The sequence below is a fragment of the Enterobacter cloacae complex sp. OE43NF genome (assembly GCF_023544405.1).
Taxonomy (GTDB): domain Bacteria; phylum Pseudomonadota; class Gammaproteobacteria; order Enterobacterales; family Enterobacteriaceae; genus Enterobacter; species Enterobacter cloacae.
Genome location: NZ_JAMJFW010000056.1, coordinates 1 through 26,730, shown reverse-complemented (window position 1 = coordinate 26,730; position 26,730 = coordinate 1). Strand labels below are relative to the sequence as shown.

Here is a 26,730-nt window from a genome sequence, read left to right as displayed (position 1 = left end):
AGTCCTTCTCTGAGATCCTTTTCAGAACACAATCCTGTAATGAGTCCATTCCCAGCCACTCGCTAAATGCGACGGACCAGGCAATCGAGTCGATATCATCGTCATCGTATTGATACATTTCCTCTTTCATCAATTACAACTCCCTTTGTAAGATATTTATTTCTAAGCGGATGCACGAAATATTTCCTGTTTTCAAATTTTTACTTTACGCGTAAATATAAGAATGAAATTTCTGATGTGCTTCGACCCGCGATAAATTTTAGTCAGTTGAAACGGCTGAACGGATCATTTTGCGCAAAAGGTCCGGGCGTATCGACGTGGCGGCGTCGTTCTCCCTTCTCTGGTTGGATGAGGCGAACCTGACGCGCAGTGGTATACTGCTGAGAACCCTGTGAAACAGAGTAGTAAAGCGTCAGCTCAATACTTCCCGGGAGCCCCGTCGCGGCAGAAGAGCAAGAAATAGCGTGACACAAGGGGCAGTGAGTGGGCTATAATTTCGAGCTGATTTCGAATAATTTTGAAATACTGCCTGTAACGCTATGAATTACAAGGCAAAATAAGCAATGAATATAAGGATTAAAGCTATGGGTTTTCTTTCCGGTAAGCGCATTCTGGTAACCGGCGTTGCCAGCAAACTGTCCATCGCATACGGCATCGCACAGGCAATGCATCGCGAAGGCGCTGAGCTGGCGTTCACCTACCAGAACGACAAGCTGAAAGGCCGTGTTGAAGAATTTGCCGCGCAGCTGGGTTCCAGCATTGTTCTGGAATGTGACGTTGCACAAGATGAAAGCATCGATGGCATGTTTGCTGAACTGGCAAAATCGTGGGACAAATTCGACGGTTTCGTTCACTCCATCGGCTTCGCACCTGGCGACCAGCTGGACGGTGACTACGTGAACGCGGTAACCCGCGATGGCTTTAAAATCGCTCACGACATCAGCTCTTACAGCTTTGTTGCGATGGCGAAATCTTGCCGTGCCATGCTGAACCCGGGCTCCGCCCTGCTGACCCTGTCCTACCTGGGCGCAGAGCGCGCAATCCCTAACTACAACGTGATGGGTCTGGCTAAAGCGTCTCTGGAAGCAAACGTCCGCTACATGGCGAACGCAATGGGCCCTGAAGGCGTGCGCGTTAACGCCATCTCTGCAGGTCCAATCCGCACCCTGGCGGCTTCCGGAATCAAAGATTTCCGTAAAATGCTGGCACACTGCGAAGCGGTTACCCCGATTCGTCGTACCGTTACCATTGAAGATGTGGGTAACTCTGCAGCATTCCTGTGCTCTGACCTTTCCGCGGGTATCTCCGGCGAAGTGGTTCACGTTGACGGCGGCTTCAACATCGCTGCAATGAACGAGCTGGAAATTAAATAAGTTTGTGACTCTCTTCCCGCCAGGGAAGAGAGTTTTTCCCGGCCCGCCCTCTCTCGTTATTCCGTTCTGCTATTTGTTATCACCTAACAATATTTTTCCCCTCATCCGCCTTACGCCAGGATATTGATCGCCATTTTGAGATCAAGGAACGCCCATGGAACAACGCCGTTTTTCCGGCAAAGGCCACTGGTACCACGAAACCCAGTCAAACCACGCGCAGACGGATGTCCTGCCTCTGGTGCCCGAAGCCGCTAACGTCGACGATCGTTTTTTGCTCGATTTAGCCTTACCGGATGAGATTGTTACTGCCTGTGCTGGCTGGCTTACTCCTGCCCGGGCGTTATGTCACCGGTTGTTTCCACTCGATATCGCCGTCAATCGTCTGCATACGCTGAGTGCCTACGACAGACTGAGCACCGCGCTGACGGTGGCGCAGGCCTGCGGGGTTCAAAGGCTCTGTAACCATTACGCCGCCCTTCTCGCCCCCCTTCCCGGCCCGGACTCGTCTCGCGAAAGTAACCGCCGTCTGGCCCAGATCACGCAGTATGCCCGCCAGCTTGCCAGCTCACCGGATGTCATCGATTATAAAGCGCAGAACCAGCTTGATGAGGTGGGCCTGACAACGTATGACATTGTGCTCATCAGCCAGATTATTGGCTTCATCGGTTTTCAGGCCCGCGTGGTAGCAGTATTTCAGGCGCTGCTGGGCCACCCCGTACGCTGGTTGCCGGGACACCATATTCAACCGCACACGCTGCCCGCCAGGCCCGGCGCCTGGATCGCTCTACTGCCTGTCGTGGAACTGCGCTATGCCAGTGCGCATCAACTTGAGTCGCTTTCACGCTGGCAAGCCGAGCCCGCCCTTCAGGCGCTGACGCCTGTGCTCTGCCACGAACCCACGTTGCTCGATCTGACGGGAGAAATCCTGAACTATTGCCGCAATGGAGACCGGGCCGCGTCGCCGGCGCTCTTAGCGGCCGTGGAGTTGTTGACACGTTCACCGGACCGTTTCAGTGCAGCACAGTTTAACCCGCTTACGGAAGAAGGACTTCCCGCTGGCCGGGCGATTGCACTGCTTACGCGAAGCGCGTTAGACGGCTGGCTGGAGCGTTTGAAAGTGGCGCTTGGCAAAGCGGAATAACCATACTATTTACCCAAAGAGCGCTTGCTGTGGCAGTGAGAATCGCGTAAAACTGTCAGCCGCTCAATGGCTACGAAAATAGAACATTATGTTTCAGGACAACCCGCTGCTAGCGCAGCTTAAACAGCAACTGCATTCCCAGACGCCGCGTGCAGAAGGGGTCGTAAAAGCCACGGAAAAAGGCTTTGGTTTCCTTGAAGTCGACGCGCAGAAAAGCTACTTCATTCCGCCACCGCAGATGAAGAAAGTGATGCACGGCGACCGCGTCATGGCGGTTATTCATACCGAAAAAGAGCGTGAATCTGCCGAGCCGGAAGAACTGATCGAGCCGCTCCTGACCCGTTTTGTGGGCAAGGTGCAGAGAAAAGACGATCGTCTCTCCATCGTGCCGGATCATCCTCTGCTGAAAGACGCCATCCCCTGCCGTGCCGCTCGCGGCGTTGAGCATGATTTTAAAGAAGGTGACTGGGCCGTTGCCGAAATGCGCCGTCATCCACTGAAAGGCGATCGCGGCTTCTATGCGGAACTGACCCAGTTCATCACGTTCGGTGATGACCATTTTGTACCGTGGTGGGTTACGCTTGCGCGCCATAATCTTGAGAAAGAAGCCCCGAACGGCGTCGCCACCGAGATGCAGGACGAAGGTCTGGAGCGTCGCGATCTGACTGCCCTGGAGTTTGTTACTATCGACAGCGCCAGTACGCAAGATATGGATGATGCGCTGTACGCTGAAGAACTTGCCGACGGCAAACTGCTGTTAACCGTGGCCATTGCCGATCCTACCGCCTGGATTGCTGAAGGCAGCAAGCTGGACGATATCGCAAAAATCCGTGCGTTCACCAACTATCTGCCGGGCTTTAACATCCCGATGCTGCCTCGTGAACTCTCCGACGATCTCTGTTCGCTGCGGCCGAACGAAGTGCGTCCGGTGCTCGCCTGCCGCATGACCATTGCTGCGGACGGCACAATTGAAGATGATATCGAATTCTTCGCGGCCACCATTGAATCTAAAGCCAAGCTGGCTTACGACGACGTCTCTGACTGGCTGGAGAACACGGGCAGCTGGGAACCGGCCTCTGAAGCCATTGCCGCACAGATTCGTCTGCTGCACCGCATCTGTCTGAGCCGCAGCGAGTGGCGTCAAACCCATGCGCTGGTGTTCAAGGATCGTCCGGACTATCGCTTTGTTCTGGGCGAAAAAGGTGAAGTGCTGGATATCGTGGCCGAACCACGACGCATTGCGAACCGCATCGTCGAAGAAGCGATGATTTCCGCCAATATTTGTGCCGCACGTGTGCTGCGCGACAAGCTCGGCTTCGGCATTTATAACGTTCATACCGGGTTTGATCCGGCGAACACCGAAGCGCTGGCCGCCTTACTGAAGAACCATGATGTGCATGTTGACCCGGAAGAAGTGCTGACCTTGCAGGGCTTCTGCAAGCTGCGCCGCGAGCTGGACGCACAGCCTTCTGGTTTCCTCGACAGCCGTATTCGTCGTTTCCAGTCCTTTGCCGAGATCAGCACTGAGCCTGGCCCACACTTCGGCCTCGGTCTTGAAGCCTACGCCACCTGGACATCTCCAATTCGTAAGTATGGCGATATGGTTAACCATCGCCTGCTGAAAGCGATCATTAAGGGCGAATCAATTGCGCGTCCTCAGGATGACACTACCCTGCAGATGGCAGATCGTCGGCGCCTGAACCGCATGGCGGAACGTGACGTAGGTGACTGGCTGTACGCCCGCTTCCTGCAGGACAAAGCCGGCACAGACACTCGCTTCGCTGCAGAAATCATTGATATCAGCCGTGGGGGGATGCGCGTACGTCTGGTGGATAACGGGGCGGTGGCCTTTATCCCTGCGCCGTTCCTGCATACCGTTCGCGATGAACTGGTCTGTAGCCAGGAAAACGGGACTGTGCAAATCAAAGGTGAAACGGTTTACAAGGTCACCGACGTGATTGACGTAACTATCGCCGAAGTCCGCATGGAAACCCGCAGCATTATCGCGCGCCCTGCCGCCTGATAAGCTGTTCAATTGTCGGCCCTTTCCTTGCCGGACGGGCCGACAATTTTTTCTTTTACGCCACGCTGCAAATTCTTCATTTTTTCTTACTATTTTCAGACTTCCCCCGCCCAAATTCGCCAGAATTATCTACAGTAAAAGAGTGCCGTTATATTCGGTTACGTGAATTTTTATTTGCTGAGTATCCTTTTTTACCTGACTCGTTTTATTATAAGAAACCCGGGAAAAAACAATAAGTTCACATCGGTCTGGCCGTGGTCTCACCACGAAAAAGCTGATTGCAACGGAATAATTTGTGCGCTAACAGGTAGCTGCAGGAGAAAACATGATGGACGATCGGGAGCAGAATTTGCTGTTTCGTTACATGGAAACTCACAGCCCCTGGTGGCGACTGACAGCAGACAGCAATGCTCTGCACCTTTCCACCAGCGAAAATGCCGATGTCACTCAGGTGGTGGCGCTGGATGATGAACAGGCCGAACTTATTCGCCAGTTAACCGTCATTACGTCCAGTATCTCTATGACGCTTTCGTTGTACGGTGAAGATGTTCCTGTTCACCTTGTCGGACGCAAAATAACCCGTAATGAGTGGGCCGGAACTGCCTCTGCGTGGAACGATACGCCTTCCGTAGCCCGGGACCTTGCTCAGGGGCTGTCCTTTGCGGAACAAGTGGTTTCGGAAGCCAACTCCGTTATCGTAATCCTCGATCAGAACGGCAATATTCAGCGGTTTAACCGTCTGAGCGAGGAGTACACCGGCCTGAAAGAACAAGAAGTTATCGGCCAGAACGTGTTTAAGCTGTTTATGAGCCGCAGTGAAGCGGCAGCCTCTAAGCGCAACATCACCGGCTTCTTTCGCAACGGCAGCTCTTACGAAGTCGAGCGCTGGATCAAAACGCGAAAAGGACAACGGTTGTTTCTGTTCAGAAACAAATTTGTCCACAGCGGCAGCGGTAAAAATGAAATTTTTCTTATCTGTTCCGGCACCGATATTACGGAGGAGCGCCGCGCCCAGGAGCGCCTGCGGGTGCTGGCCAATACCGACACCATCACCGGGTTGCCGAACCGCAACGCGATCCACGAACTGATTTCAGATGCCATCGACAGCCGCGGTGAGACGCAGGTTGGCGTGGTGTATCTCGATCTCGATAACTTCAAAAAGGTGAACGACGCCTACGGGCACATGTTTGGCGATCAGTTATTACAGGCGGTCGCGCTGGCCATTCTGAGCTGTCTGGAAGAAGGCCAGGTGCTGGCGCGACTCGGCGGCGATGAATTTATTGTCATGGCCACCAATACCTCTCAGGGTTCTCTGGAAGCGATGGCATCACGCATTCTGACCCGTCTGCGCCAGCCGTTCAGAATTGGTTTGATTGAAATTTACACCGGTTGCTCGTTAGGTATCGCCCTCGCCCCGCAGCACGGTAACGATCGGGAAAGCGTCATCCGCAATGCCGATACCGCCATGTACACCGCAAAAGAGAACGGCCGGGGTAAGTTCTGCGTCTTCTCGCCGGAAATGAACCAGCGCGTGTTTGAGTATCTCTGGCTGGATACCAACCTGCGCAAAGCGCTGGATAACGATCAACTGCTGATCCACTACCAGCCTAAAGTCACCTGGCGCGGTGAAGTCAGAAGCCTTGAAGCGCTGGTGCGCTGGCAATCACCAGAACGCGGGTTAATTCCTCCGCTGGAGTTTATCTCGTATGCTGAGGAGTCAGGGCTGATTGTGCCGCTTGGCCGCTGGGTCATGCTTGATGTGGTTCGCCAGGTGGCGAAATGGCGCGACAAAGGCATTAACCTGCGCGTGGCGGTGAACGTCTCGGCCCGTCAGCTGGCAGATCAAACCATTTTCAACGACTTAAAACAGGCCCTGAAGGATCTGGATTTTGAATACTGCCCTATCGACGTTGAGTTAACGGAAAGCTGCCTCATTGAAAACGAAGAGCTGGCGCTGTCGGTGATCCAGCAGTTCAGCCAGCTTGGTGCGCAAATCCATCTGGACGATTTTGGTACCGGCTACTCGTCTTTGTCGCAGCTGGCACGCTTCCCCATCGATGCGATAAAACTCGATCAGTCATTTGTCCGGGATATTCATAAACAGTCTATTTCCCAGTCGCTGGTGCGGGCCATCGTCGCGGTGGCACAGGCGCTTAATTTGCAGGTCATTGCCGAAGGTGTGGAGAACGCAAAAGAAGACGCCTTTCTGACTAAGAACGGCGTCAACGAACGGCAGGGTTTTCTCTTTGCTAAGCCCATGCCCGCTGCCGCATTCGAGCGATGGCTAAAGCGATATCAGGCGCGTAAACAGCACTAACTGGCTTTGCGTAAACCCGCCGCCTGGTGGCGGTTTTGCAGCATGACCAGACGCTCCATATAGGCGATATCTTTTGGTTCAAGGCAGAACGCAGCGTCAACCCAATCTTCCGTGATATCCATCAGCTCGCTGCGAGGCAGCTGCAGCACGCGGGTACGGGCGCGTAACATCGCCTTTACGCCGTTCATCTTCGGCCGCAGCGTGTCAATGAACGTTCTGACGGAGACGTAACTTTGCCCAGGTTCGAACAGGACATCCACTAACCCATGCTGTTCATACCATTCTGCCGTATGAGACTCCCCTTTGTAGATGAGCTCCTCCGCCAGCTTCATGCCTGAGCGGCGAGCAACCAGCGAGTACCCCCCCATGCCGGGGAAAAGGTTGAAGGCGATCTCAGGGAAGCCTAAGCGGGCATCGCGCTGGGACAGCACAAAGTGGTGCGCCAGCGCGGCTTCGAATCCGCCCCCTAACGCACTGCCTTCGACCATCGCCAGGGTAATAGCCCCCGTATCAAATCCCCGTGACGCCGCATGAACGCAGTCCACGCAGGCACGGGCATAGGCTCTTAACGCTTCGCGGCGTCCGTTTTGGATACATTCGACAAAGAACTGTAAATCACCTCCCGCATTGTACATCTCGGGCACCAGCGAACCGGTAACCCAAAAATCGACCGCAAACCCGGACTGGCGAACGAGCCAGGAGAGGTTCATGATCTCTTCGAATAACGCATGGTTGAAGCAAGGTCGTGGCTGCGCCCGTAACATCATCCAGACTGTGCAGCGCTCCTCCTCATAATACCCGGACAACTGAGTGAAACGTTCAGTATCGGTAAACAGTGTGCAGGTAGCCTGATTGATAACTGTCATAGTCTAATTCCTCATATAAAAAAGCGCCTTGCGCGCAGTTTTAGACTAATCCACTCATTCATCACGCTGCATGCGGGGGAATAAATTTATTACTTTCATTTATGTAATTTAGTTATTGCATTTTTTCCCTTCTCTTTTGAATCCATTTTCTGCATCATTGAAAATATTAACTTTTCGTACCCGGGATGAGATTATGTCTAACATTGATGCGCAGGCCGTAGCCCAACGAATTGATACCGTGCTGGATATACTGGTTGCGGGCGATTATCACTCTGCGATCCGTAACCTTGAGATCCTGAAGTCTGAACTTCTGGCTCAGACTGGCGCCGAAACCGCGTCAGAAAACAGACAGCCAAAAGCCCCGTGGGAAGTTTAACCACGCCCTATCCGCCCTCGTTTCGCTTTATTAAATGGATGCTATGAATTCCCGACAACAAATCATTTTGCAGATGGTCATCGATCAGGGGCGCGTGAGCGTCGTCGATCTCGCTAAAACGACAGGCGTTTCTGAAGTCACCATCCGTCAGGATCTGAATCTACTCGAAAAACAGAGCTACCTGCGTCGTGCGCATGGGTATGCGGTCCCGCTGGACAGCGAGGACGTAGAAACCCGCATGATGAATAACTATGCCCTCAAACGTGAGCTGGCTGAGTTTGCCGCGTCCTTAGTGAACAATGGCGAAACGGTCTTTATTGAGAACGGCAGTAGCAACGCCCTGCTGGCCCGCACCCTGGCCGAGCAAAAAGACATCACCATCATTACCGTCAGTAGCTATATCGCTCACTTGTTGAAGGAGACACGCTGCGAGGTCATCCTGCTGGGCGGTATCTATCAGAAAAAAAGTGAGAGCATGGTCGGCCCGCTGACGCGTCAGTACGTGCAGCAGGTGCATTTCAGCAAGGCCTTCATCGGTATTGACGGCTGGCAGCCCGAAACCGGCTTTACCGGTCGGGATATGATGCGTTCAGACGTTGTGAACGCGGTACTGGAAAAAGAGTGTGACGCAATCGTGCTGACCGACAGTTCAAAATTTGGCGCGGTCCATCCTTATACGATGGGGCCAATATCCCGGTTCAGCCGCGTAATTACTGATGACCGTCTGAGCGAAGCGCATCGGAATAAACTCCAGGAAGACGGACTTATCGTCGACATTATTAAAAAACCCGCCTGAGTCCGCGAGCGCCTGAATTTCAGGCGCCTCTTAACCTCTCTCTGAGAGGAATCCTAACCCCCCTTTAAGAGTTTTTACCTGTTTAACTGACCCTGAAGACGTAAAATTAATGTTAGCGATATAACAGGAAGTGACTATCACCTGCGTGATGACGTAACACCTGCGCGACCAGCTTTCACGGAGAACAGAATTTAAGTATTCGTTTAGTCTATACTTAAAGCGTGCATCTTTCCGTGAATCGATAATTCAGGAGAAAGTATTATGACCTTAACCAGCAAAAAATTAGCCGCCGCTGTTCTGGCAATCACTGTAGCAATGTCCCTGAGCGCATGCTCTAACTGGTCTAAACGTGACCGTAACACCGCCATTGGTGCCGGTGCTGGTGCACTGGGTGGTGCAGTATTAACAGACGGTAGTACGCTGGGTACATTAGGTGGTGCTGCTGTTGGTGGTATTATCGGTCACCAGGTCGGCAAATAATTATTATACGCCCTGATGGGCATCGCGATATTTATCGAATTTCAGGTCTGACTTACGCACGTATAAAACAAGAGCCACGGTAAATACCGTGGCTCATTTATTTTAGCCGCCCGCCAGTTTTACTTTCATCTCTTTGGCTTCGAGATGCGATTTAATGACGTCGCGTTTATCACCCTGGATTTCGATTATCCCGTCTTTGACGGCACCGCCGCAGCCACATTTCTTTTTCAGTTCAGCCGCCAGTTTCGCCAGTTCTGCATCATCCAGATCGATACCCGTGATAAGGCAAACACCCTTACCTTTACGCCCGCTGGTCTGGCGCTGGATACGGACAATACCGTCGCCCTTTGGGCGCTCTGCTTTCGCTTTCGGTTCATCAATGCGCCCGGTTTCGGTTGAATAGACCAGACGGCTGTTTGAGTCGGTCATTACGCCCCCTTTTTCAGTGATGCGTTGATAGCCTTAAGCGTCTCTGCCGGATTGGCAGATTGTGTCACCGGACGGCCGATGACCATGTAATCCACGCCTGCCGCCAGCGCCTGCTCAGGGGTCATAATACGGCGCTGATCGCCAGCCTCGCTGCCCGCTGGGCGGATACCCGGCGTGACCAGTTTGAAATTCTGGCCCAGCTCCGTTTTGAAACGCACCGCTTCCTGCGCGGAACAGACAACACCGTCCAGGCCGCAATTCTGCGTCAGCCGCGCAAGACGCTCTGCATGTTCAGCCGGTGACAACGTCACACCGAGGTCGCGCAGGTCATTTTCGTCCATGCTGGTCAGCACCGTTACCGCAATCAACAAGGGGGCGTCGCTGCCAAACGGCAGAAGCGCTTCACGCGCGGCTGTCATCATTCTCGCCCCACCCGATGCATGCACGTTAACCATCCATACACCCAACTCGGCAGCCGCGGCAACGGCGTGCGCCGTGGTGTTTGGAATATCATGGAATTTGAGGTCGAGGAAAACGTCAAAACCGCGCTGTTGCAGATCGCGTACGATTTGCGGTCCAAATAACGTAAACATCTCTTTGCCCACTTTAAGGCGACAGTCGCGAGGATCAATACCGTCGACAAAAGCCAGAGCAGCGTCACGTTTATTGTAATCAAGAGCAACAACAACAGGAGAATCAGTAACTACGCGGTAAGTGGAGGAAGTAACAGACGTCATGACCAGCCCTTTTCGTCTATGGGCGCGCAGCGGCGCGGAACAGATAAACGGCGTGCATTCTACCTGCCAGCGCCACAAATTGACAGGATCGTTTTATTCCCTGCCAGGCTGGCAAACCGCACGATGCTGAACGGGATTATAAAAGTGATAAGTATGTTGTAACTAAAGTGAGGTGTTTTAAAAAAATTACTGTCCATCGAGACCGCGAATGGGCTTGATGGTTGACCAGGCCCGGCACGAAGGACAGTGCCAGTACAGCGTATACGCGGTAAAACCACACTTCTGACAGCGGTAGCGCGGCTTGCTACGCACCTGTTCGCCCACCATGTCACGCAGCACCATCAGGCTCTCTTTAGCACGCCCTTCTTCTGCGTCGTTCAGGTGGTAATCCATCAGCTTATGGAAAACCCGCATGGTAGGATGACGCTGCAGCTGACGCGTAATATAAACCTGCGCCGTGTCGCTGCCCTCATGCTGCTCCACTACGTCGGAAAGCATCAGCTCCGCAGTGGCTCCGGTGTTCTCTTCCACGCAGCGGCGCAGGAACGCTACCCACTCATCCTGTTTACCCAGCTGTTGATAACAGGTCTGCAGCATTTCAAGGGTTTCACTGACCAGCTCTTTGTCCTGATCAATGACGCGCAGCAGGCTTTCAACGGCTTTGGCATAGTCGCCACTTGCCATAAACACGCGCCCCATCATGATGGAAATACGCGCGCTGTTGCGGTCTGCGGCGGCCCCTTTCTTCAGCAACGCCATGGCTTTGTCCATGTCGTCGTTCCCCATCTGTTGCAGGGCCAGTTCGCAGTAGAAATGGGCTATCTCGACGCGCTGTTTGTCTTTACCCAACTTAACCAGACGTTCAGCGGTATCAATGGCTTTCTGCCAGTCGCTGGTGGCCTGGTAAATCTGCAGCAGCTGCTGCAGCGCACCTATGCGGAAATCGGTTTCATCCACCAGTTGCGAGAACATGTCTTCCGCACGGTCATACAACCCTGCCGCCATGTAGTCGCGGCCCAGCTGTTGTACTGCCAGCAGGCGCTGATCGTAAGTTAACGAGGCGCTTTCCATGAGGGTCTGGTGAATACGAATGGCACGGTCAACCTCGCCGCGCGAGCGGAACAGGTTGCCCAGGGTCAGGTGTGCTTCAACGGTCCCTGTGTCCTCTTTTAACATGTCGAGGAACAGGTCGACCGCTTTGTCCTGTTGATTGCTCAGGAGGAAGTTCACCCCTGCAACGTAGTCGCGGGAGAGTCGGTTCGCCTCATCCTGTTTTGTTTGTTGCGCACTTCTGCGGCCCATATACCAGCCATAGGCAGCGGCTACAGGCAAAAGCAGAAACAACAACTCCAGCATATTCGATTATTCCTTGACGACCGGCACACCAGAGCTTTCCGGGATGTCGGACGCAGGCGCAATTTGATGTTCGAGGCGTTTAATTTTACGTTCAGCGCGCGCAAGCGAAACACGTACTTTTAACCAGAACAGACCGCAAACCAGCCAGCCGATGGCGAAACCCGCTGCGAACAAGACCGCCAGCAGGCTCGAAACCCGATACTCGCCCTGCGCCAGCAGATAGTTAAACGTCACCTGTTGATCGTTTTGTGCACCCAATGTGACTGAAATGACAAAAATCGCCAATACCAGTAAGAAAATGAGTAAATATTTCACATTACTTCCCGTTATGTGGTTCAAGCGAATAAAGTGTGTTCAACTTACCGCAATCAGCCTTATAAACTACCATTTTAGCGACGGGCGCGAAACGGAAAAAGTGACGCGCCCGTCATGGATTTATGGGCTGAATGCGCAAAATCAACCTTCAGACGCCACTGTGCTCCCTTTCGGCGATCTCTTCTTTCTCTTCCGGCGGCGGCGTTAACGGACCGCAGAGCCGTTCAGCCAGCCAGGTGGCAAGGGTAACAAGCAGCCATGAAATGAGCGTCGCCACCACTAAATCGCGTGGCCAGTGCATGCCCAGCAGTAGACGGCTCCCCATCACCCCCGTCGCCCAGACCAGTAAAATGGCGATAGTGACAGTACGACGCCGCGGCCATAAAAGGCCGACGGCAAGAAGTGCCCAACTGGCGGCGAACATGGTGTGCCCGGATGGAAACGCAAAGCCGGTCTCTTTTTGCCAGTGTTTACGTAAAAACGTTGGGATATCCTGCTGTTCCGCAAGCTGTTCTTTTACCAGCGCACCGCGATCTTTACGTTTTAAATTGTAGAACTCATTCACCGGAACATGATGCGTTTTTTCCAGCCAGACCACAAAAGGCCGCGGCTCCTGCACATGGCCTTTCACCCAGGATTTTACCCCCTGGCCAACAAGGATCGCCCCACCGAGGATAGCAAAGAGCACCAGCGCTGCGCGGAGACGAAAGCGCAGGCACCACAAAAACCAGGCGCAAAGCACTACATGAGTAATGATGCCCCATGGCTGGGTGACCGTCTCTGTTATCCAGTATAACGTTTTCAGCCACAGGGTATTGTGCCCGGGCTGCCACATCCAGCCTGATACCCAAACGGCTAATGGCATAATCAACAATATGGCCGCACCTGCTGCCGTTCGTCTGGCGATTGAAAGCATGTCTTCTCCTTTTTCGCTAAGCGTCACAATCATAACTGAAATTCATCCGACGGGTGGATATGTCGGATCGTGCGTTTAACGTTCGTATAGCATGGCAGCCATTAGGCGAACCTGCTGAGCTTGTGGCAAAATGAACGGATACAGAAAGCAAAAACAGGCGGAAGACACGAAACGTGTCAGCCTACTCTGGAGAATCACATGCAGCTTAAACGTGTGGCAGAAGCCAAACTGCCAACCCCATGGGGCGATTTCCTGATGGTGGGATTTGAAGAACTGGCGACCGGACAGGATCACGTCGCGCTGGTGTACGGCGACATTTCAGGACAAACCCCGGTACTTTCTCGCGTTCATTCGGAGTGTCTGACCGGCGATGCGTTGTTCAGCCTGCGCTGTGATTGCGGTTTCCAGCTGGAGGCAGCGCTCTCTCATATTGCCGAAGAGGGTCGCGGTGTGCTGCTTTATCACCGCCAGGAAGGGCGCAATATTGGCTTGCTGAATAAAATCCGCGCCTACGCGCTGCAGGACCAGGGGTACGACACGGTAGAAGCAAACCACCAGCTCGGCTTCGCTGCCGATGAGCGCGATTTCACGCTGTGTGCGGATATGTTTAAGCTGCTGGGCGTGGATGAAGTACGCCTGCTGACTAACAACCCGAAAAAAGTCGAAATTCTGACCGAAGCGGGGATCAATATCGTTGAGCGTGTACCGCTCATTGTGGGACGTAACCCAAAAAACGCGCACTACCTCGATACCAAAGCCGCCAAAATGGGGCATCTGCTGAGCGAGTGATCGCGAAGTGCCCGGCAACGCCATCGCGTGCCGGGCTGGCTCCATCAGTCCAGCATCTTACGAATCACGTAATGTAGAATGCCGTCGTTCTGGTAATAGGTGAGTTCTGTTGCCGTATCGATACGACACCGGCAGTCGAGCACCTCTGTTTTACCGTCTGCGCGCGTTAATTTCACCGGCACCGTTTTACCCGGCTGCAGATTTTGCAGGCCGCTGATGTCAATCAGCTCTTCCCCGGTGAGTCCCAGCGTTTTACGGGTGACGCCCTGCGGGAATTCGAGTGGCAGGATCCCCATCCCTATCAGGTTTGAACGGTGGATACGTTCAAACGATTCGGCAATCACCACCCGAACCCCAAGCAGACGCGGGCCTTTCGCCGCCCAGTCACGGCTGGAGCCAGAGCCGTACTCTTTCCCGGCGATAACCGCCAGCGGCGTGCCTTCCTGCTGGTATTTGACGGCGGCGTCATAAATTGAGATCACGTCGCTCCCCGGCAAATGTCGCGTCATGCCCCCTTCCACGCCCGGCACCATTTCATTGCGGATACGGATATTGGCAAACGTGCCGCGCATCATCACTTCATGGTTACCACGACGTGAGCCATAGGAGTTGAAATCCCGGCGCTCCACACCCCGGCTCTGCAGGTAACGGCCTGCTGGACTGTCGGCTTTGATGCTTCCCGCCGGCGAAATGTGGTCCGTGGTGACAGAGTCTCCCAGCATCGCCAGAATGCGCGCGCCGTGGATATCCTGCAGCGGTGCAGGTTCAGCCAGCATCTCATCGAAGAACGGCGACAGGCGGATATAGGTCGAATCGTCCTGCCAGTCATAGGTATCTGAACCCACGACGTCGATGGCCTTCCATTCCGGCGTACCTTCAAACACCTCCGCATACTCTTTGCGGAACATTTCGGTAGAAACTTTCTCTACGGCCAATGCAATTTCCCGGGCAGATGGCCAGATATCCTTCAGATAGACCGGATCATTCTTGCGATCGTGGCCAATCGGATCAGTGACCAGGTTGATATTCATATTCCCGGCCAGAGCGTATGCCACAACCAGCGGTGGAGACGCCAGCCAGTTGGTCTTGACCAGCGGATGAATACGGCCTTCAAAGTTTCGGTTACCGGAGAGAACGGCCCCGACGGTGAGATCGCCCTGCTTGATCGCCATCTCAATCGGTTCAGGTAACGGACCCGAGTTCCCGATACAGGTGGTGCAACCGTACCCCACCAGGTTAAAGCCCAGCTCATCCAGATACGGCGTTAATCTGGCCTGTGCAAGGTAATCTGAAACCACTTTGGAGCCCGGTGCCAGAGAGGCTTTTACCCACGGCTGTGGCTTAAGCCCCAGCTCTACCGCTTTCTTCGCCAGCAGACCGGCGGCCATCAGCACGCTGGGGTTCGACGTGTTTGTACAGGAGGTTATGGCTGCAATGACAACCGCACCATCCGGAAGCTGATACTGATGTCCGTTCAGGACATAGTCGATTGGGCGGTGGTCTTTTTTCGCCGTGTTAACCTCCAGTTCATTACTGGCGGCAAAGGCTTTCGGTACGTCACTCAACGCCACCCGATCCTGTGGACGTTTTGGCCCCGCCAGGCTCGCCTCGACGGTTCCCATATCCAGTTCAAGTGTGCTGGTAAATACCGGTTCATCGCCCGGGTTACGCCACATCCCCTGCGCTTTGGTATACGCTTCAACCAGCGCCACCTGCTCTTCGCTACGGCCACTCAGGCGCATATATTCCAGCGTGACAGTATCGATGGGGAAAAAGCCACAGGTTGCGCCATACTCCGGCGCCATGTTGGCGATGGTAGCACGGTCGGCAAGCGGTAATGAATCCAGCCCGTCACCGTAGAATTCGACAAATTTACCCACCACACCATGCTTACGCAGCATCTGCGTGACGGTAAGTACCAGGTCGGTGGCGGTAATGCCTTCCGACAGTTTGCCGGTAAGCTTAAAGCCCACCACATCAGGGATCAGCATCGATACCGGCTGGCCAAGCATGGCCGCTTCGGCTTCAATTCCGCCAACGCCCCAGCCCAGAACGCCCAGACCGTTAATCATGGTGGTGTGCGAATCGGTGCCCACCAGAGTATCCGGATAGGCCACCCACTCTTTATCCTGCAATTCACTCCAGACCGCTTTGCCCAGGTATTCAAGATTCACCTGGTGGCAGATACCCGTACCGGGCGGAACGACGCTAAAGCGGCTAAAGGCCTGCTGCCCCCACTTCAGAAAGACGTAACGTTCGTGGTTACGCTCCATTTCCAGACGTACGTTTTCGCCAAAGGCATCGTCGTCACCAAAGTGGTCCACGGTGACAGAGTGGTCGATAACGAGATCAACGGGAGAGAGCGGATTTACTTTAGCGGTATCGCCGCCAAGGCGCTTCACCGCTTCGCGCATTGCCGCAAGGTCAACCACAGCAGGGACCCCGGTAAAGTCCTGCATCAGAACCCTTGCCGGTCGATAGGCAATTTCTCTGTCAGCATGGGCATGCTTAAGCCACCCTGCCAGCGCCTGGATATCTTCAAGGGTGACGGAATCACCATCCTGCCAGCGTAAGAGGTTTTCCAGTAAAACTTTCAAGGACTTGGGTAAACGCGAAATGTCCCCAAGCGTCCTGGCTGCCAGCGGCAGGCTGTAGTAGTGCCAGGTTTTATTTTCTGCCTGTAATGTGTCCTTACTGGCTTCGCGTAGGGTTACCGACATAAGCTCCTCCTTAATTACAGAGATGTCCTGACAATCATCAGGGCTGTAATTAAAGATAACACAAAGATGTCGTAACGTTTTGATAACAACCCGAAATGATAAATCCAGGAATGTTCCAGTGCGGGGGAGAAAACAAAAAACCCCGCCGTAGCGAGGTTTTACGATTTAGTGGAGGGCCAGCCAGATAAGCTGTGACCAGAACAGAATCGACGCGGAAAAAACGCCGAGCCATGACCAGTATTTCATAGACATCATGTTATTCATCATAGGGACACCAGGCATTATTTATTAAAGGTTCCGAGGTCTACCCTCAGTTCAATATTGCTGATGTGTATTTATTAAAGAGTACAAATGCATTGAGCCTTTATTCAGACTATTTGCATCATTACGCAATTAAGTAAATTATTGTTTTTTGGGTTCGTCTTCTGCGAACACATCAATAAACGCTTGCTGTTGCGGCGTCAGTTTCCAGGACACGGGTACGGCAGTGGCAGGTGCTTTGCGCACTTTGTGGCCCCTGTCACGAAGCTGACACATCTGTTTAACTGTTTCTGTACGTACCGTCACTGCCATATTCAACCCCAATAGTTCCAGGCCAGGAAAGCAACCACCACCCAAAACAAGGCGGAGACGAGAAAGACCGCCAGCCAGGCTTTACGCTTGAGCGCAGGATCCCTTTGCGGTTCTTCACTTCCTGAAGGCATTGCTAACCTCATACAATCGATATCGCTTATCATTTAGAGACCAAACAATTGGTACAATTAATCATCTGTTGAGATAAATCCTAAAGAAACTTTAGCCGAAAAGCCAGTGAATTTACGTATCTATTGATGGGAAATATTCATTCTTTTGACCAGAAATAAATATTTGAAAGGAAATATTTGCGAAGCCAAAAATTAGTTCTACTTTTGTCGCCAATTCACGACATTATAACCACACTAAATAAATGGTTAATGACATTATACGGCACTTAAGTGCAGATGATGATAATTCTAATTTAGCTTTGAGAGGTTATTTCGGTATCTTTCCTGGGCGGAAAGATACCGGGAGTGATTATTTTGCCGGAAGTTTGATGTCTTTAAACATCTCTTCGATATCTTCATTTGAACGTAATGCCACGGCCGTATCGACCACGTCGCGCGTTAAATGTGGGGCAAAGCGCTGAATAAAATCATACATATAGCTACGCAGGAAGGTACTGCGACGGAAACCAATCTTAGTGGTGCTATGGCTGAAAATATCATGCGCATCAAGACGCACGAGGTCAGGGTCAGATACGGGATCAACCGCCATGCTGGCAATCACCCCTACCCCCAGTCCAAGCCGCACGTAGGTCTTAATTACGTCAGCATCGGTTGCGGTGAAGACGATACGCGGCGTTAATCCTGCACGATTGAATGCAGTATCAAGCTCGGAGCGCCCGGTAAAGCCGAAGGTATACGTCACTAAGGGGTATTGCGCCAGCTCTTCAATAGTGACCGACCCTTTACCGGCTAACGGGTGATCGGGCGTGACGACAATAGAACGGTTCCAGTGATAGCACGGCAGCATAACCAGATCGTCATACAGATGCAGCGCTTCGGTTGCGATAGCAAAGTCCGCATTACCCTTCGAAACCGCCTCAGCGATTTGCGTCGGCGAGCCCTGATGCATATGGAGAGAGACGCGTGGATAGCGCTCAATAAAGCCCTTAATAACGCCCGGCAGCGCATAGCGTGCCTGGGTATGGGTGGTGGCAATATACAGCGACCCTTTATCCGGCCAGGTATGCTCACCCGCCACCGATTTAATGGCGTCGACTTTAGAGAGAACCTCCCGCGCGATGCGGATAATCTCCTGCCCTGCTGGCGTCACCTGGGTGAGGTGTTTACCGCTACGAGCAAAAATCTGAATACCTAACTCATCTTCCAGCATGCGGACCTGCTTGCTGATACCCGGCTGAGAGGTATATAGCCCCTCAGCGGTAGAAGAGACGTTAAGGTTGTGGTTTACCACCTCAACAATATAACGAAGCTGCTGTAATTTCATGCCAGACCATCCGATTTAGCGCATGCGGTCAATCGCTTAAGACGATTTGATAATAAGAAAAGGGTTAACTATAACCACTATATCATTTATAGCCTGACTGTATAGTACGGAACAAAAAATAATAACAAGGTAATAAAAAAGGGCCGGAAGTCCGGCCCTTTCACAGGTAAGTTACGGTAAGGAAAGATTATTTCTTGCCTTCCACCCATTTGCCATCCACAAAGAATGCTGACCAGCCGGTTGCCTTGCCGTCTTTCTCCGCCGCAACATACTGCTGCTTCGTTTTACGGCTAAAACGCACAACGGTTTTATTGCCTTCCGGATCCTGCTGTGGCGCATCGGCCAGATAGCGCAGTTTCTCAGGCAGGCGGTCGCGGAAACGGTACAACTCTTCCACCAGTGGCGCGCGGGTTTCGCGCGATTTAGGGAAGGTGTTTGCCGCAAGGAACACGCCGGCAGCACCATCACGCAGCACGAAGTAAGCGTCGGACTTCTCGCACGGCAACTCTGGCAGCGGAACCGGATCTTCCTTCGGCGGCGCGACTTCACCGTTACGCAGGATTTTACGCGTGTTCTTACACTCGTCGTTGGTGCACGCCATGTACTTGCCGAAGCGCCCCATTTTCAGGTGCATCTCAGAACCACACTTCTCACACTCAACGATAGGACCGTCGTAACCTTTAATGCGGAACTCACCCTCTTCGATCTCATATCCATCGCAGGTCGGGTTATTACCGCAGACGTGCAATTTACGTTTTGGATCGATGAGGTAGCTGTCCATCGCGGTGCCGCATTTCTTACAGCGACGTTTTGCACGCAGGGCGTTGGTTTCCGCATCATCACCTTCCAGCACGTTGAGCACTTCGTTCTCAGGTACCAGGTTAATGGTGGTTTTGCAGCGTTCTTTCGGCGGCAGCGCGTAGCCAGAACAGCCGAGGAAAACGCCGGTGGTGGCAGTACGGATCCCCATTTTACGACCGCAGGTTGGGCAGTCGATGCTGGTCAGGACCATCTGATTCGGCAGCATGCCGCCCTCTTCAGGATCTTTTTCCGCTTTTTCAAGCTGGTTGGTAAAGTCGCTGAAGAAGCTGTCGAGAACCTTTTTCCACTCGGCCTGATGGCTGGCAACCTGATCGAGGCTGTCTTCCATTTGCGCGGTGAAGTCGTAGTTCATCAGTTCGCGGAAGTTGGCTTCCAGGCGGTCAGTGACGATCTCACCCATTTTTTCCGCATAGAAACGACGGTTTTCAACACGAACGTAACCGCGGTCCTGAATGGTCGAAATAATCGACGCATAGGTGGACGGACGGCCAATACCGCGTTTTTCCAGCTCTTTAACCAGAGACGCTTCGCTGAAACGCGCTGGCGGCTTGGTGAAGTGCTGGGCAGGCACGAGATCAACCAGAGAGAGCTCATCCCCTTTGTTTACCGCAGGCAGAGTTCTGTCTTCATCACCCTTACGCAGCGCAGGCATCACTTTAGTCCAGCCATCGAAGCGCAGGATACGGCCACGCGCTTTCAGGCGGAAATCACCCGCGCCAACGGTCAGCGTGGTGGAGTCATACTGTGCTGGTGTCATCTGACACGCCACGAACTGACGCCAGATAAGCTGATACAGCTTCTGGGCATCGGCTTCCATATCTTTCAGCGATTCGGCTAATACGGAGACGTCAGAAGGACGAATGGCTTCGTGCGCTTCCTGTGAGTTCTCCTTGCTGGCGTACTGGTTTTCACTCGCTGGCAGGTATTTCTTACCGAAGTTGTCACTGATGTAGCCGCGCACCATGTTGACGGCATCCTGGCTCAGGTTTGTCGAGTCAGTACGCATATAGGTGATATAACCCGCTTCATACAGACGCTGGGCCATCATCATGGTTTTCTTCACGCCATAACCCAGGCGCGTGCTCGCAGCCTGTTGCAGCGTAGACGTAATAAACGGTGCGCCAGGTTTGCTGCTGGTCGGTTTGTCTTCACGCTCCAGAACCTGGTAGCGCGCTTTTTCCAGCAGCGCCACGGCAGCCATGGTCTGCTCACGGTTTTCAGGACGGAACGGTTTGTCATTCTGATGACTCACCTGCAGCGGCAGCGCATCTCCACCCGGCGTGGTGACATTGGCATCCACTTCCCAGAACTCTTCCGGGACGAAGGCTTTGATCTCACGCTCACGTTCAACAACCAGACGCACAGCAACGGACTGCACACGCCCTGCGGACAGACCGCGGGCAATCTTTTTCCACAGCAGTGGAGAGACCATGTAACCCACGACACGGTCCATAAAACGGCGTGCCTGCTGCGCGTTTACGCGGTCGATGTTCAGTTCACCCGGCTTCTCAAACGCCTGTCGAATCGCATTCTTCGTAATTTCGTTAAACACTACACGGCTGTAGCGTTTGTCGTCACCCCCGATCACTTCCCGCAGGTGCCAGGCAATGGCTTCCCCTTCGCGGTCAAGGTCGGTTGCGAGATAAATGTGGTCTGCTTTTTCAGCAAGCTGTTTCAGCTCGTTAACGACTTTTTCTTTGCCGGGCAGCACTTCATAGTGTGCATCCCAGTTATGCCATGGGTTAACACCCATGCGGTTGACAAGCGCGCTACGTTCATCCTTTTTAGGCTTTTTAGCCCCTTTGGTGGAGGTAGAGTCTGCGCTCTTTTTGCTGGCTGAGCCACTGGTCGGCAAATCGCGGATGTGACCGACGCTGGACTTAACCACGTAGTCATTACCCAGATACTTATTGATCGTTTTGGCTTTTGCCGGGGACTCAACGATGACGAGAGCTTTACCCATATTCACCTTTACCTAATTTAATTCTTCCAGGAATACGCCGCATGTTGATTTCCCTTCCACTGACGACGAGCCATTGATATTGCGACTGCGTCAGGGGATATCAACCCCTTTGTCTTACTGAACGTCATAGCGTTAACGCCCAGGTGATTGAGTTATCGGGTATTTTTCTCACATCGGATGTAATTCGTGACGAATTCCCGGTCGAATGTCAAGCAATTCTGTTGCCAGAATGACGAAAGCGCACACTCTACCTGATAAAATTCGTTACGCAACTTTATTAGCATGCAAAAGCAAATCCTGCCAGCCAGGTCACGGCACCTTACCCCCTCACATTACAGGGAAAATTTGCCCCCAAAGCGCCCCCGGCGTAGACTATTGTCACTGTTTAAGGAGTGGATTATGCAGAATACAACCCAACCCATTGATCGAGCCTCTCTGCTTATCGAAGCAAATAAGCTGATTCGTGACCATGAAGACACCCTGGCGGGCATTGAAGCGACCGGCGTGGAACAACGTAACGGCGTGCTGGTATTCAGCGGCGAATACTTCCTTGACGAACAAGGGTTACCCACCCCGAAAAGCACCGCCGTATTCAATATGTTTAAATACCTGGCGCACACGCTTTCAGAGAAATATCACCTGGTCGATTAACGCAAAACGCGAGGCACTGGCCTCGCGTTTTTGTTTACAGCAGCGGTTTTTGTCCGCGTTGCAACCAGCGGAGCAGCAGGCGATCCGCGCTTTCGGCCGCGCTGTTCGTAAAGCGGTCAAGCAGTCGCTTACGCTGGGTAAAGCGCACGCCAACCAGTTCGCGTCCTTCCATCAGATTCAACAGCAGGTCGTCACTGGTGCCCACTTCATCCACCAGCCCTTTTTCCTGCGCCTGCGTACCGTACCAGTGCTCCCCAGTTGCCACCTGGTCAATATCAAGCGCCGGGCGCATACGGTGTACAAAGTCTTTAAAGAGGTGATGGGTTTCATTGAGATCTTCACGGAATTTCTGCCGTCCTTCTTCCGTGTTCTCCCCCAGCAGCGTCAGGGTACGTTTGTACTGACCCGCCGTATGCAATTCAATGTCGATCTCTTTGCTTTTCAGGAAGCGGTTAAAGTTCGGGATTTGCGCAACCACCCCGATGGAGCCAATAATAGAAAACGGCGCCGCAACAATTTTATCCGCCACGCAGGCCATCATATAGCCACCGCTCGCCGCGACTTTGTCCACCGCAACCGTCAGCGGGATCTGTTTTTCACGCAGACGCTGTAGCTGCGAAGCCGCCAGCCCATAACCATGAACGACCCCACCCGGACTCTCAAGACGGACGACCACCTGATCCTGCGGTTTAGCCACGGCAAGCACGGCGGTGACTTCTTCACGCAGGGAAGAGACTTCATGGGCATCCATGCTGCCTTTAAAATCGAGCACATAGACACGCGGGGTTGAGGTTTCCTCCGGCGCGTTAAGCTTCGCTTTGGCTTTTGCCGCTTTGGCGTCCTGCTTATGCTTTTTCTTCTGCGCTTTGTGCCACAGTTTCTGTTGATGGCTGTCAAGCAGGGCCAGCGACATCTCTTCCTGCATCTCTTTATACTGCTCGCTCAGGCGGGTAATGCGTAACTCACCACGCTGACGTTTGCGCTGCGTCAGGTTAACAATCAGAACGGCCACTACCGCAATGGCAATCACCACCGTCGCGATCTTTGCCAAAAACAACCCATATTGAGAAAGTAATTCCACGCGTTCCACCTTGATTTAACCACGAATCTTTGACGGCAGTGTACAACAGCCCTGCCCATGCGTCTCGCTCGTGACATTACCTCTGCGAGCCGTCTTCAGGAATCCCCCGATTCTGGTTTAAATATTTGCAAATTGTTAATTTTACAGCGATGCGTCCTGTAGACTGATTGAATTCTCATGCTAATTCGGGCATAAAGCCGAAAAGTCACACAATAAGGCGTCTTTGCATCACTGTGCGCCGAGGAGTCACCGTGCATTATCAACCGCAAAAAAATCTGCTGCAGAACCGCATCATTCTGGTCACTGGTGCCAGCGATGGCATTGGCCGCGAAGCGGCACTGACCTACGCTGACTATGGCGCGAGCGTAATTCTCATTGGCCGTAACGAAGAAAAACTCAAAGGAGTGGCTCAGGAGATTGACGCCGCCGGTGGCATTCCTGCCCGCTGGTACACGCTGGATCTGCTCACCTGTACCCCTGAAACGTGCCAGGAGCTTGCCCACCGCATCAGCACCCACTACCCACGGCTGGATGGCGTACTGCACAATGCCGGCTTGCTTGGGGAGGTTCGCCCGATGGATGAACAGGATCCTGAGATCTGGCAGCAGGTCATGCAGGTCAATATCAACGGCACCTTTTTCCTGACCCAGGCACTGCTTCCTTTATTACTCAAATCTGATTCCGGTTCGCTGGTATTCACCTCCTCCAGCGTAGGGCGCGAAGGCCGCGCAAACTGGGGGGCGTATGCGGTCTCAAAATTCGCGACCGAAGGGATGATGCAGGTGCTGGCGGAGGAGTATCAGAGCCGTCATCTGCGCGTGAACTGCATTAACCCAGGCGGAACGCGTACCAAAATGCGCGCCAGCGCCTTCCCGACGGAAGATCCACATAAGCTTAAAACCCCGGCAGATATTATGCCGCTCTATCTCTGGCTGATGGGCGATGACAGCCGCCGTAAAACAGGGATGACCTTTGATGCCCAGCCAGGCCGTAAACCCGGGATTTCGCAATGAGTGAAGAACGTCACCAGCAACGTCAGCAGCGCCTGAAAGAACAGGTTGATGCCCGTGTCGCCGCTGCGCAGGATGAACGCGGGATCATCATCGTGTTTACCGGCAACGGCAAAGGCAAAACCACCGCTGCCTTTGGTACCGCCACGCGCGCCGTTGGTCACGGGCAGAAAGTGGGTGTCATTCAGTTCATTAAAGGGGAATGGCCCAACGGTGAACGTAACTTACTTGAACCGCACGGGGTTGAGTTCCAGGTGATGGCGACAGGCTTTACGTGGGATACCCAAAACCGGGAAACCGACACCGCGGCCTGCCTCGCGGTATGGGAGCATGCAAAACGAATGCTGGCAGACCCGGCCCTGAACATGGTGTTACTGGATGAGATCACCTACATGGTCGCCTACGACTATCTGCCGCTGGACGCCGTACTGGAGGCACTCAGGAATCGCCCGGCGCATCAGACGGTGATCGTCACAGGCCGCGGCTGTCATCGGGATATTCTGGAATTAGCGGATACCGTCAGCGAATTGCGTCCGGTTAAACATGCTTTTGATGCCGGTATCAAAGCGCAAATCGGCATTGATTACTGATAAAAAAGCCCGGTGATGTTAACCGGGCTTTTATTTTTAACCGTTGTTATTACGGCTGCCAGCGCGGCGATTATTGTTCACCTGGCTGTGGCGTTTCACCGCACGACGGATCTGGTTCGCCTTCATGCGACGACGATCTTTCTCCACCGCCACTTTGGAAGTGGTTTCTGGCGCCAGGCCCACCAGTTCACGCAGGTAGTTGGTCTGCGTCAGGTCCAGTTCGGTATAGCCACCACGTGGCAGACCTTTTGGCAGCAGAATATCGCCGTAACGGACACGGATCAGACGGCTAACCTGCACGCCCACCGCTTCCCACAGACGACGAACCTCACGGTTACGGCCTTCGGTCAGGGTAACGTTGTACCACTGGTTGATCCCTTCACCACCGGTAAATTTGATGGTTTTGAACGCTGCAGGACCGTCTTCCAGCTGAACGCCACGCGACAGATCGCGCAGTTTGTTCTCATCAACCTGGCCGAACACGCGTACGGCGTATTCGCGTTCCACTTCACGACTTGGGTGCATCAGACGGTTTGCCAGCTCACCATCCGTTGTGAACAGCAGAAGACCGCAGGTGTTCACATCCAGACGCCCCACGGCAATCCAGCGTGCGCCACGCAGTTTAGGCAGACGGTCAAATACCGTCGGGCGACCTTCCGGGTCGTTGCGCGTACACAGTTCACCTTCCGGCTTGTAGTACGCCAGCACGCGGCAGATCTGCTCAGCAGATTCTTTAACCGAGATAAGATGACCGTCGATACGGATTTTAAGCCCCGGCACGATTTCTACGCGGTCACCGAGCGTGGCGATTTTACCGTCCACACTCACGCGTCCGGCTTCAATAATGGCTTCGATTTCACGGCGTGAGCCGTGGCCGGCACGTGCCAGCACTTTCTGTAACTTCTCGCTCATTGAGCTTCCTCAGGTGTCGCCTTCACAGGCGTCTGGTATACTTTCTAAAACAACGAGTTAGCTAAAACATCAAGTTAACTCACTGATTTGTAACTATTTTATGGTACACAGCATGGCAAACAAGGTGTCACACAAGCCGTCACACACAATGATTCGTGGGCGCACATACTACACTAACTTTAGACTAAATGATTCAACAAGTTTTGTGCGTCTGAGTCTCGGTACTGATAGCCGAAAGCAAGCAGAAGTGATCATGAATCAGATCCGCCCTTTCATTCCCCTTGTGCAGAATGGAACGATGAGCCTCGAAGAGTTCAAACGCAAAATGCAAGGCTACCGAGCCGCCACTAAGCAGGACTTTGACAACTATCTTCTACATGCACTCGAAAGAGATATTGCAGAGGTGGAGCGTCTGCCGGAGTTAGGACAGTGGCACAGAAACATTAATCCTGATTCTCCATTATCGGCTTCTGATACGGTTGAAGCCGCACAAGGCTATTCGGAAGCTCACTTCCAACGCATGGTTAATGGTAGCGATCAGACAGCAAACGAAGTGCTTGCAAGTCTTCATATGAAGAAACTTGAACTTTCCAAGGGTGATTTGCCCCTTGCGAATCAAGTAGGTGCTGCACTTGATATGAGCCGTGCGACCGTCGCGCAAGCCTATGAAGCATTCTATTCGAAAGATTTGCTGCGATACCGCCAACTCATTGCAACACTGCAAAATCAGTTAGAAGAGCAGAAACTGAAATCTTCACCGCAAAGTATTGTTGAAACAAGCCAGGCTTTTTCAACGGAAGTTAAAGCAAGCGCAAGCCAGGCAATCAAACTTTCCGAAGCATGGACGCAGTATGTTGAAGAAAAAGGTCAAAAATGGCGTGCAGGCATCACTAACGAGAACCAGCGTTTCTTTGATGTGCTGATTTACGTTATTGGTGATAAACCGATTGATCGGGTTACTAAGCAAGATATTCGTGAAGCGCTGAAAGTGACCGAAAACTTACCGACTCGGACTAAGCTGCCATACAAGCGCCTATCT

Annotated in this window: 25 protein-coding genes and 1 pseudogene; 12 read left to right on the top strand and 14 right to left on the bottom strand. The window is 53.0% G+C overall.

The features are described 5' to 3' along the window. Nucleotides 1-584: 584 nt before the first annotated feature. The 4 genes from fabI to pdeR all read left to right on the top strand — a co-directional run bounded on the left by fabI (nt 585) and on the right by pdeR (nt 6,854). Complete coding sequence (gene fabI / locus M8370_RS19975) at nt 585-1,373, top strand: enoyl-ACP reductase FabI (RefSeq protein ID WP_013096384.1); 789 nt, start codon at nt 585-587, stop codon at nt 1,371-1,373. Between the two features lie 154 nt (nt 1,374-1,527). Further along, nucleotides 1,528-2,514, top strand: a complete 987-nt coding sequence (locus M8370_RS19970; RefSeq protein ID WP_250021637.1) for a CMD domain-containing protein — start codon at nt 1,528-1,530, stop codon at nt 2,512-2,514. 88 nt (nt 2,515-2,602) lie between these two features. Further along, nucleotides 2,603-4,537: an exoribonuclease II gene (locus M8370_RS19965; RefSeq protein WP_250021636.1), complete on the top strand. Its 1,935-nt coding sequence runs from the start codon at nt 2,603-2,605 to the stop codon at nt 4,535-4,537. Between the two features lie 325 nt (nt 4,538-4,862). After that, a complete protein-coding gene (pdeR, locus tag M8370_RS19960; RefSeq protein ID WP_250021635.1) occupies nt 4,863-6,854 on the top strand; it encodes a cyclic di-GMP phosphodiesterase in 1,992 nt (663 codons plus the stop codon). On the opposite strand, the gene M8370_RS19955 is transcribed toward pdeR, so the two are convergent. Then, nucleotides 6,851-7,720 (bottom strand): crotonase/enoyl-CoA hydratase family protein, encoded by an 870-nt coding sequence (locus M8370_RS19955; RefSeq protein ID WP_250021634.1) that lies wholly within the window; start codon nt 7,718-7,720, stop codon nt 6,851-6,853. The two genes, pdeR and M8370_RS19955, sit on opposite strands and share 4 nt — an antisense overlap. 193 nt (nt 7,721-7,913) lie before the next feature. Here M8370_RS19955 and M8370_RS19950 point away from each other — a divergent pair, with 193 nt between their 5' ends. The 3 genes from M8370_RS19950 to osmB all read left to right on the top strand — a co-directional run bounded on the left by M8370_RS19950 (nt 7,914) and on the right by osmB (nt 9,372). Next, nucleotides 7,914-8,096 carry a YciZ family protein gene (locus tag M8370_RS19950; RefSeq protein WP_013096379.1) on the top strand — a complete coding sequence of 61 codons (183 nt, stop codon included), beginning with the start codon at nt 7,914-7,916 and terminating at the stop codon, nt 8,094-8,096. A gap of 43 nt (nt 8,097-8,139) precedes the next feature. After that, on the top strand, nt 8,140-8,892 hold the full coding sequence (gene yciT / locus M8370_RS19945; RefSeq protein ID WP_013096378.1) for a DNA-binding transcriptional regulator YciT: 753 nt from the start codon (nt 8,140-8,142) through the stop codon (nt 8,890-8,892). A gap of 261 nt (nt 8,893-9,153) precedes the next feature. Continuing rightward, nucleotides 9,154-9,372 carry an osmotically-inducible lipoprotein OsmB gene (gene osmB / locus M8370_RS19940; RefSeq protein WP_008501216.1) on the top strand — a complete coding sequence of 73 codons (219 nt, stop codon included), beginning with the start codon at nt 9,154-9,156 and terminating at the stop codon, nt 9,370-9,372. A 102-nt stretch (nt 9,373-9,474) separates the two neighbouring features. Here osmB and yciH read toward each other — a convergent pair whose 3' ends face one another. The 5 genes from yciH to pgpB all read right to left on the bottom strand — a co-directional run bounded on the left by yciH (nt 9,475) and on the right by pgpB (nt 13,125). Further along, nucleotides 9,475-9,801: a stress response translation initiation inhibitor YciH gene (gene yciH / locus M8370_RS19935; protein WP_250021633.1), complete on the bottom strand. Its 327-nt coding sequence runs from the start codon at nt 9,799-9,801 to the stop codon at nt 9,475-9,477. Continuing rightward, complete coding sequence (gene pyrF, locus M8370_RS19930; protein WP_058651313.1) at nt 9,801-10,538, bottom strand: orotidine-5'-phosphate decarboxylase; 738 nt, start codon at nt 10,536-10,538, stop codon at nt 9,801-9,803. The genes yciH and pyrF overlap by 1 nt, the downstream gene beginning before the upstream one ends. 186 nt (nt 10,539-10,724) lie before the next feature. Further along, nucleotides 10,725-11,894: a lipopolysaccharide assembly protein LapB gene (lapB, locus tag M8370_RS19925; protein ID WP_013096375.1), complete on the bottom strand. Its 1,170-nt coding sequence runs from the start codon at nt 11,892-11,894 to the stop codon at nt 10,725-10,727. A gap of 6 nt (nt 11,895-11,900) precedes the next feature. Continuing rightward, the gene (locus tag M8370_RS19920; protein WP_013096374.1) at nt 11,901-12,209 is read right to left on the bottom strand and encodes a LapA family protein; all 309 of its coding nucleotides are present in this window, start codon (nt 12,207-12,209) and stop codon (nt 11,901-11,903) included. Between the two features lie 148 nt (nt 12,210-12,357). Then, complete coding sequence (gene pgpB, locus M8370_RS19915) at nt 12,358-13,125, bottom strand: phosphatidylglycerophosphatase B (protein WP_028027956.1); 768 nt, start codon at nt 13,123-13,125, stop codon at nt 12,358-12,360. A gap of 198 nt (nt 13,126-13,323) precedes the next feature. On the opposite strand from pgpB, the gene ribA reads away from it, so the two are divergent. Then, a complete protein-coding gene (gene ribA / locus M8370_RS19910) occupies nt 13,324-13,914 on the top strand; it encodes a GTP cyclohydrolase II (RefSeq protein WP_013096372.1) in 591 nt (196 codons plus the stop codon). Between the two features lie 44 nt (nt 13,915-13,958). On the opposite strand, the gene acnA is transcribed toward ribA, so the two are convergent. The 6 genes from acnA to topA form a co-directional block, all read right to left on the bottom strand. Continuing rightward, nucleotides 13,959-16,634, bottom strand: coding sequence for an aconitate hydratase AcnA (gene acnA, locus M8370_RS19905; RefSeq protein WP_020690941.1), 2,676 nt, complete (start codon nt 16,632-16,634; stop codon nt 13,959-13,961). Between the two features lie 165 nt (nt 16,635-16,799). Beyond that, nucleotides 16,800-16,898, bottom strand: a complete 99-nt coding sequence (ymiC, locus tag M8370_RS19900; protein WP_044159376.1) for a small membrane protein YmiC — start codon at nt 16,896-16,898, stop codon at nt 16,800-16,802. A 138-nt stretch (nt 16,899-17,036) separates the two neighbouring features. Further along, nucleotides 17,037-17,207, bottom strand: coding sequence for a YciX family protein (locus M8370_RS23660; protein ID WP_502799570.1), 171 nt, complete (start codon nt 17,205-17,207; stop codon nt 17,037-17,039). Nucleotides 17,208-17,209: 2 nt separating this feature from the next. Further along, a complete protein-coding gene (locus M8370_RS19895) occupies nt 17,210-17,350 on the bottom strand; it encodes a YmiA family putative membrane protein (RefSeq protein WP_213382645.1) in 141 nt (46 codons plus the stop codon). Between the two features lie 337 nt (nt 17,351-17,687). After that, the gene (gene cysB, locus M8370_RS19890; RefSeq protein ID WP_006175683.1) at nt 17,688-18,662 is read right to left on the bottom strand and encodes an HTH-type transcriptional regulator CysB; all 975 of its coding nucleotides are present in this window, start codon (nt 18,660-18,662) and stop codon (nt 17,688-17,690) included. Nucleotides 18,663-18,849: 187 nt separating this feature from the next. Beyond that, on the bottom strand, nt 18,850-21,447 hold the full coding sequence (gene topA, locus M8370_RS19885) for a type I DNA topoisomerase (protein WP_038419681.1): 2,598 nt from the start codon (nt 21,445-21,447) through the stop codon (nt 18,850-18,852). Nucleotides 21,448-21,846: 399 nt separating this feature from the next. On the opposite strand from topA, the gene M8370_RS19880 reads away from it, so the two are divergent. Beyond that, the gene (locus tag M8370_RS19880; protein ID WP_003856804.1) at nt 21,847-22,098 is read left to right on the top strand and encodes a YciN family protein; all 252 of its coding nucleotides are present in this window, start codon (nt 21,847-21,849) and stop codon (nt 22,096-22,098) included. A 34-nt stretch (nt 22,099-22,132) separates the two neighbouring features. On the opposite strand, the gene sohB is transcribed toward M8370_RS19880, so the two are convergent. Beyond that, nucleotides 22,133-23,179, bottom strand: coding sequence for a protease SohB (sohB, locus tag M8370_RS19875; RefSeq protein WP_038419682.1), 1,047 nt, complete (start codon nt 23,177-23,179; stop codon nt 22,133-22,135). Between the two features lie 251 nt (nt 23,180-23,430). Between sohB and M8370_RS19870 the strand changes: the two genes are divergently transcribed. Both M8370_RS19870 and cobO read left to right on the top strand, forming a co-directional pair. Then, on the top strand, nt 23,431-24,192 hold the full coding sequence (locus M8370_RS19870; RefSeq protein ID WP_062857165.1) for a YciK family oxidoreductase: 762 nt from the start codon (nt 23,431-23,433) through the stop codon (nt 24,190-24,192). Then, a complete protein-coding gene (cobO, locus tag M8370_RS19865; protein WP_013096364.1) occupies nt 24,189-24,779 on the top strand; it encodes a cob(I)yrinic acid a,c-diamide adenosyltransferase in 591 nt (196 codons plus the stop codon). Before M8370_RS19870 ends, cobO begins: the two co-directional genes overlap by 4 nt. Nucleotides 24,780-24,815: 36 nt before the next feature. Here cobO and rluB read toward each other — a convergent pair whose 3' ends face one another. Continuing rightward, a complete protein-coding gene (rluB, locus tag M8370_RS19860) occupies nt 24,816-25,691 on the bottom strand; it encodes a 23S rRNA pseudouridine(2605) synthase RluB (RefSeq protein ID WP_013096363.1) in 876 nt (291 codons plus the stop codon). A gap of 253 nt (nt 25,692-25,944) precedes the next feature. Between rluB and M8370_RS19855 the strand changes: the two are divergent. After that, nucleotides 25,945-26,730: pseudogene (locus M8370_RS19855) on the top strand (tyrosine-type recombinase/integrase); the annotation flags it as partial.

Bases quoted from the DNA above. Each gene is read 5' to 3' on its own strand.
- fabI (WP_013096384.1), top strand. From the start codon at position 585: ATGGGTTTTCTTTCCGGTAAGCGCATTCTGGTAACCGGCGTTGCCAGC.
- M8370_RS19970 (WP_250021637.1), top strand. From the start codon at position 1,528: ATGGAACAACGCCGTTTTTCCGGCAAAGGCCACTGGTACCACGAAACC.
- M8370_RS19965 (WP_250021636.1), top strand. From the start codon at position 2,603: ATGTTTCAGGACAACCCGCTGCTAGCGCAGCTTAAACAGCAACTGCAT.
- pdeR (WP_250021635.1), top strand. From the start codon at position 4,863: ATGATGGACGATCGGGAGCAGAATTTGCTGTTTCGTTACATGGAAACT.
- M8370_RS19955 (WP_250021634.1), bottom strand. From the start codon at position 7,720: ATGACAGTTATCAATCAGGCTACCTGCACACTGTTTACCGATACTGAA.
- M8370_RS19950 (WP_013096379.1), top strand. From the start codon at position 7,914: ATGTCTAACATTGATGCGCAGGCCGTAGCCCAACGAATTGATACCGTG.
- yciT (WP_013096378.1), top strand. From the start codon at position 8,140: ATGAATTCCCGACAACAAATCATTTTGCAGATGGTCATCGATCAGGGG.
- osmB (WP_008501216.1), top strand. From the start codon at position 9,154: ATGACCTTAACCAGCAAAAAATTAGCCGCCGCTGTTCTGGCAATCACT.
- yciH (WP_250021633.1), bottom strand. From the start codon at position 9,801: ATGACCGACTCAAACAGCCGTCTGGTCTATTCAACCGAAACCGGGCGC.
- pyrF (WP_058651313.1), bottom strand. From the start codon at position 10,538: ATGACGTCTGTTACTTCCTCCACTTACCGCGTAGTTACTGATTCTCCT.
- lapB (WP_013096375.1), bottom strand. From the start codon at position 11,894: ATGCTGGAGTTGTTGTTTCTGCTTTTGCCTGTAGCCGCTGCCTATGGC.
- pgpB (WP_028027956.1), bottom strand. From the start codon at position 13,125: ATGCTTTCAATCGCCAGACGAACGGCAGCAGGTGCGGCCATATTGTTG.
- ribA (WP_013096372.1), top strand. From the start codon at position 13,324: ATGCAGCTTAAACGTGTGGCAGAAGCCAAACTGCCAACCCCATGGGGC.
- acnA (WP_020690941.1), bottom strand. From the start codon at position 16,634: ATGTCGGTAACCCTACGCGAAGCCAGTAAGGACACATTACAGGCAGAA.
- ymiC (WP_044159376.1), bottom strand. From the start codon at position 16,898: ATGAATAACATGATGTCTATGAAATACTGGTCATGGCTCGGCGTTTTT.
- M8370_RS23660 (WP_502799570.1), bottom strand. From the start codon at position 17,207: ATGGCAGTGACGGTACGTACAGAAACAGTTAAACAGATGTGTCAGCTT.
- M8370_RS19895 (WP_213382645.1), bottom strand. From the start codon at position 17,350: ATGAGGTTAGCAATGCCTTCAGGAAGTGAAGAACCGCAAAGGGATCCT.
- cysB (WP_006175683.1), bottom strand. From the start codon at position 18,662: ATGAAATTACAGCAGCTTCGTTATATTGTTGAGGTGGTAAACCACAAC.
- topA (WP_038419681.1), bottom strand. From the start codon at position 21,447: ATGGGTAAAGCTCTCGTCATCGTTGAGTCCCCGGCAAAAGCCAAAACG.
- M8370_RS19880 (WP_003856804.1), top strand. From the start codon at position 21,847: ATGCAGAATACAACCCAACCCATTGATCGAGCCTCTCTGCTTATCGAA.
- cobO (WP_013096364.1), top strand. From the start codon at position 24,189: ATGAGTGAAGAACGTCACCAGCAACGTCAGCAGCGCCTGAAAGAACAG.
- rluB (WP_013096363.1), bottom strand. From the start codon at position 25,691: ATGAGCGAGAAGTTACAGAAAGTGCTGGCACGTGCCGGCCACGGCTCA.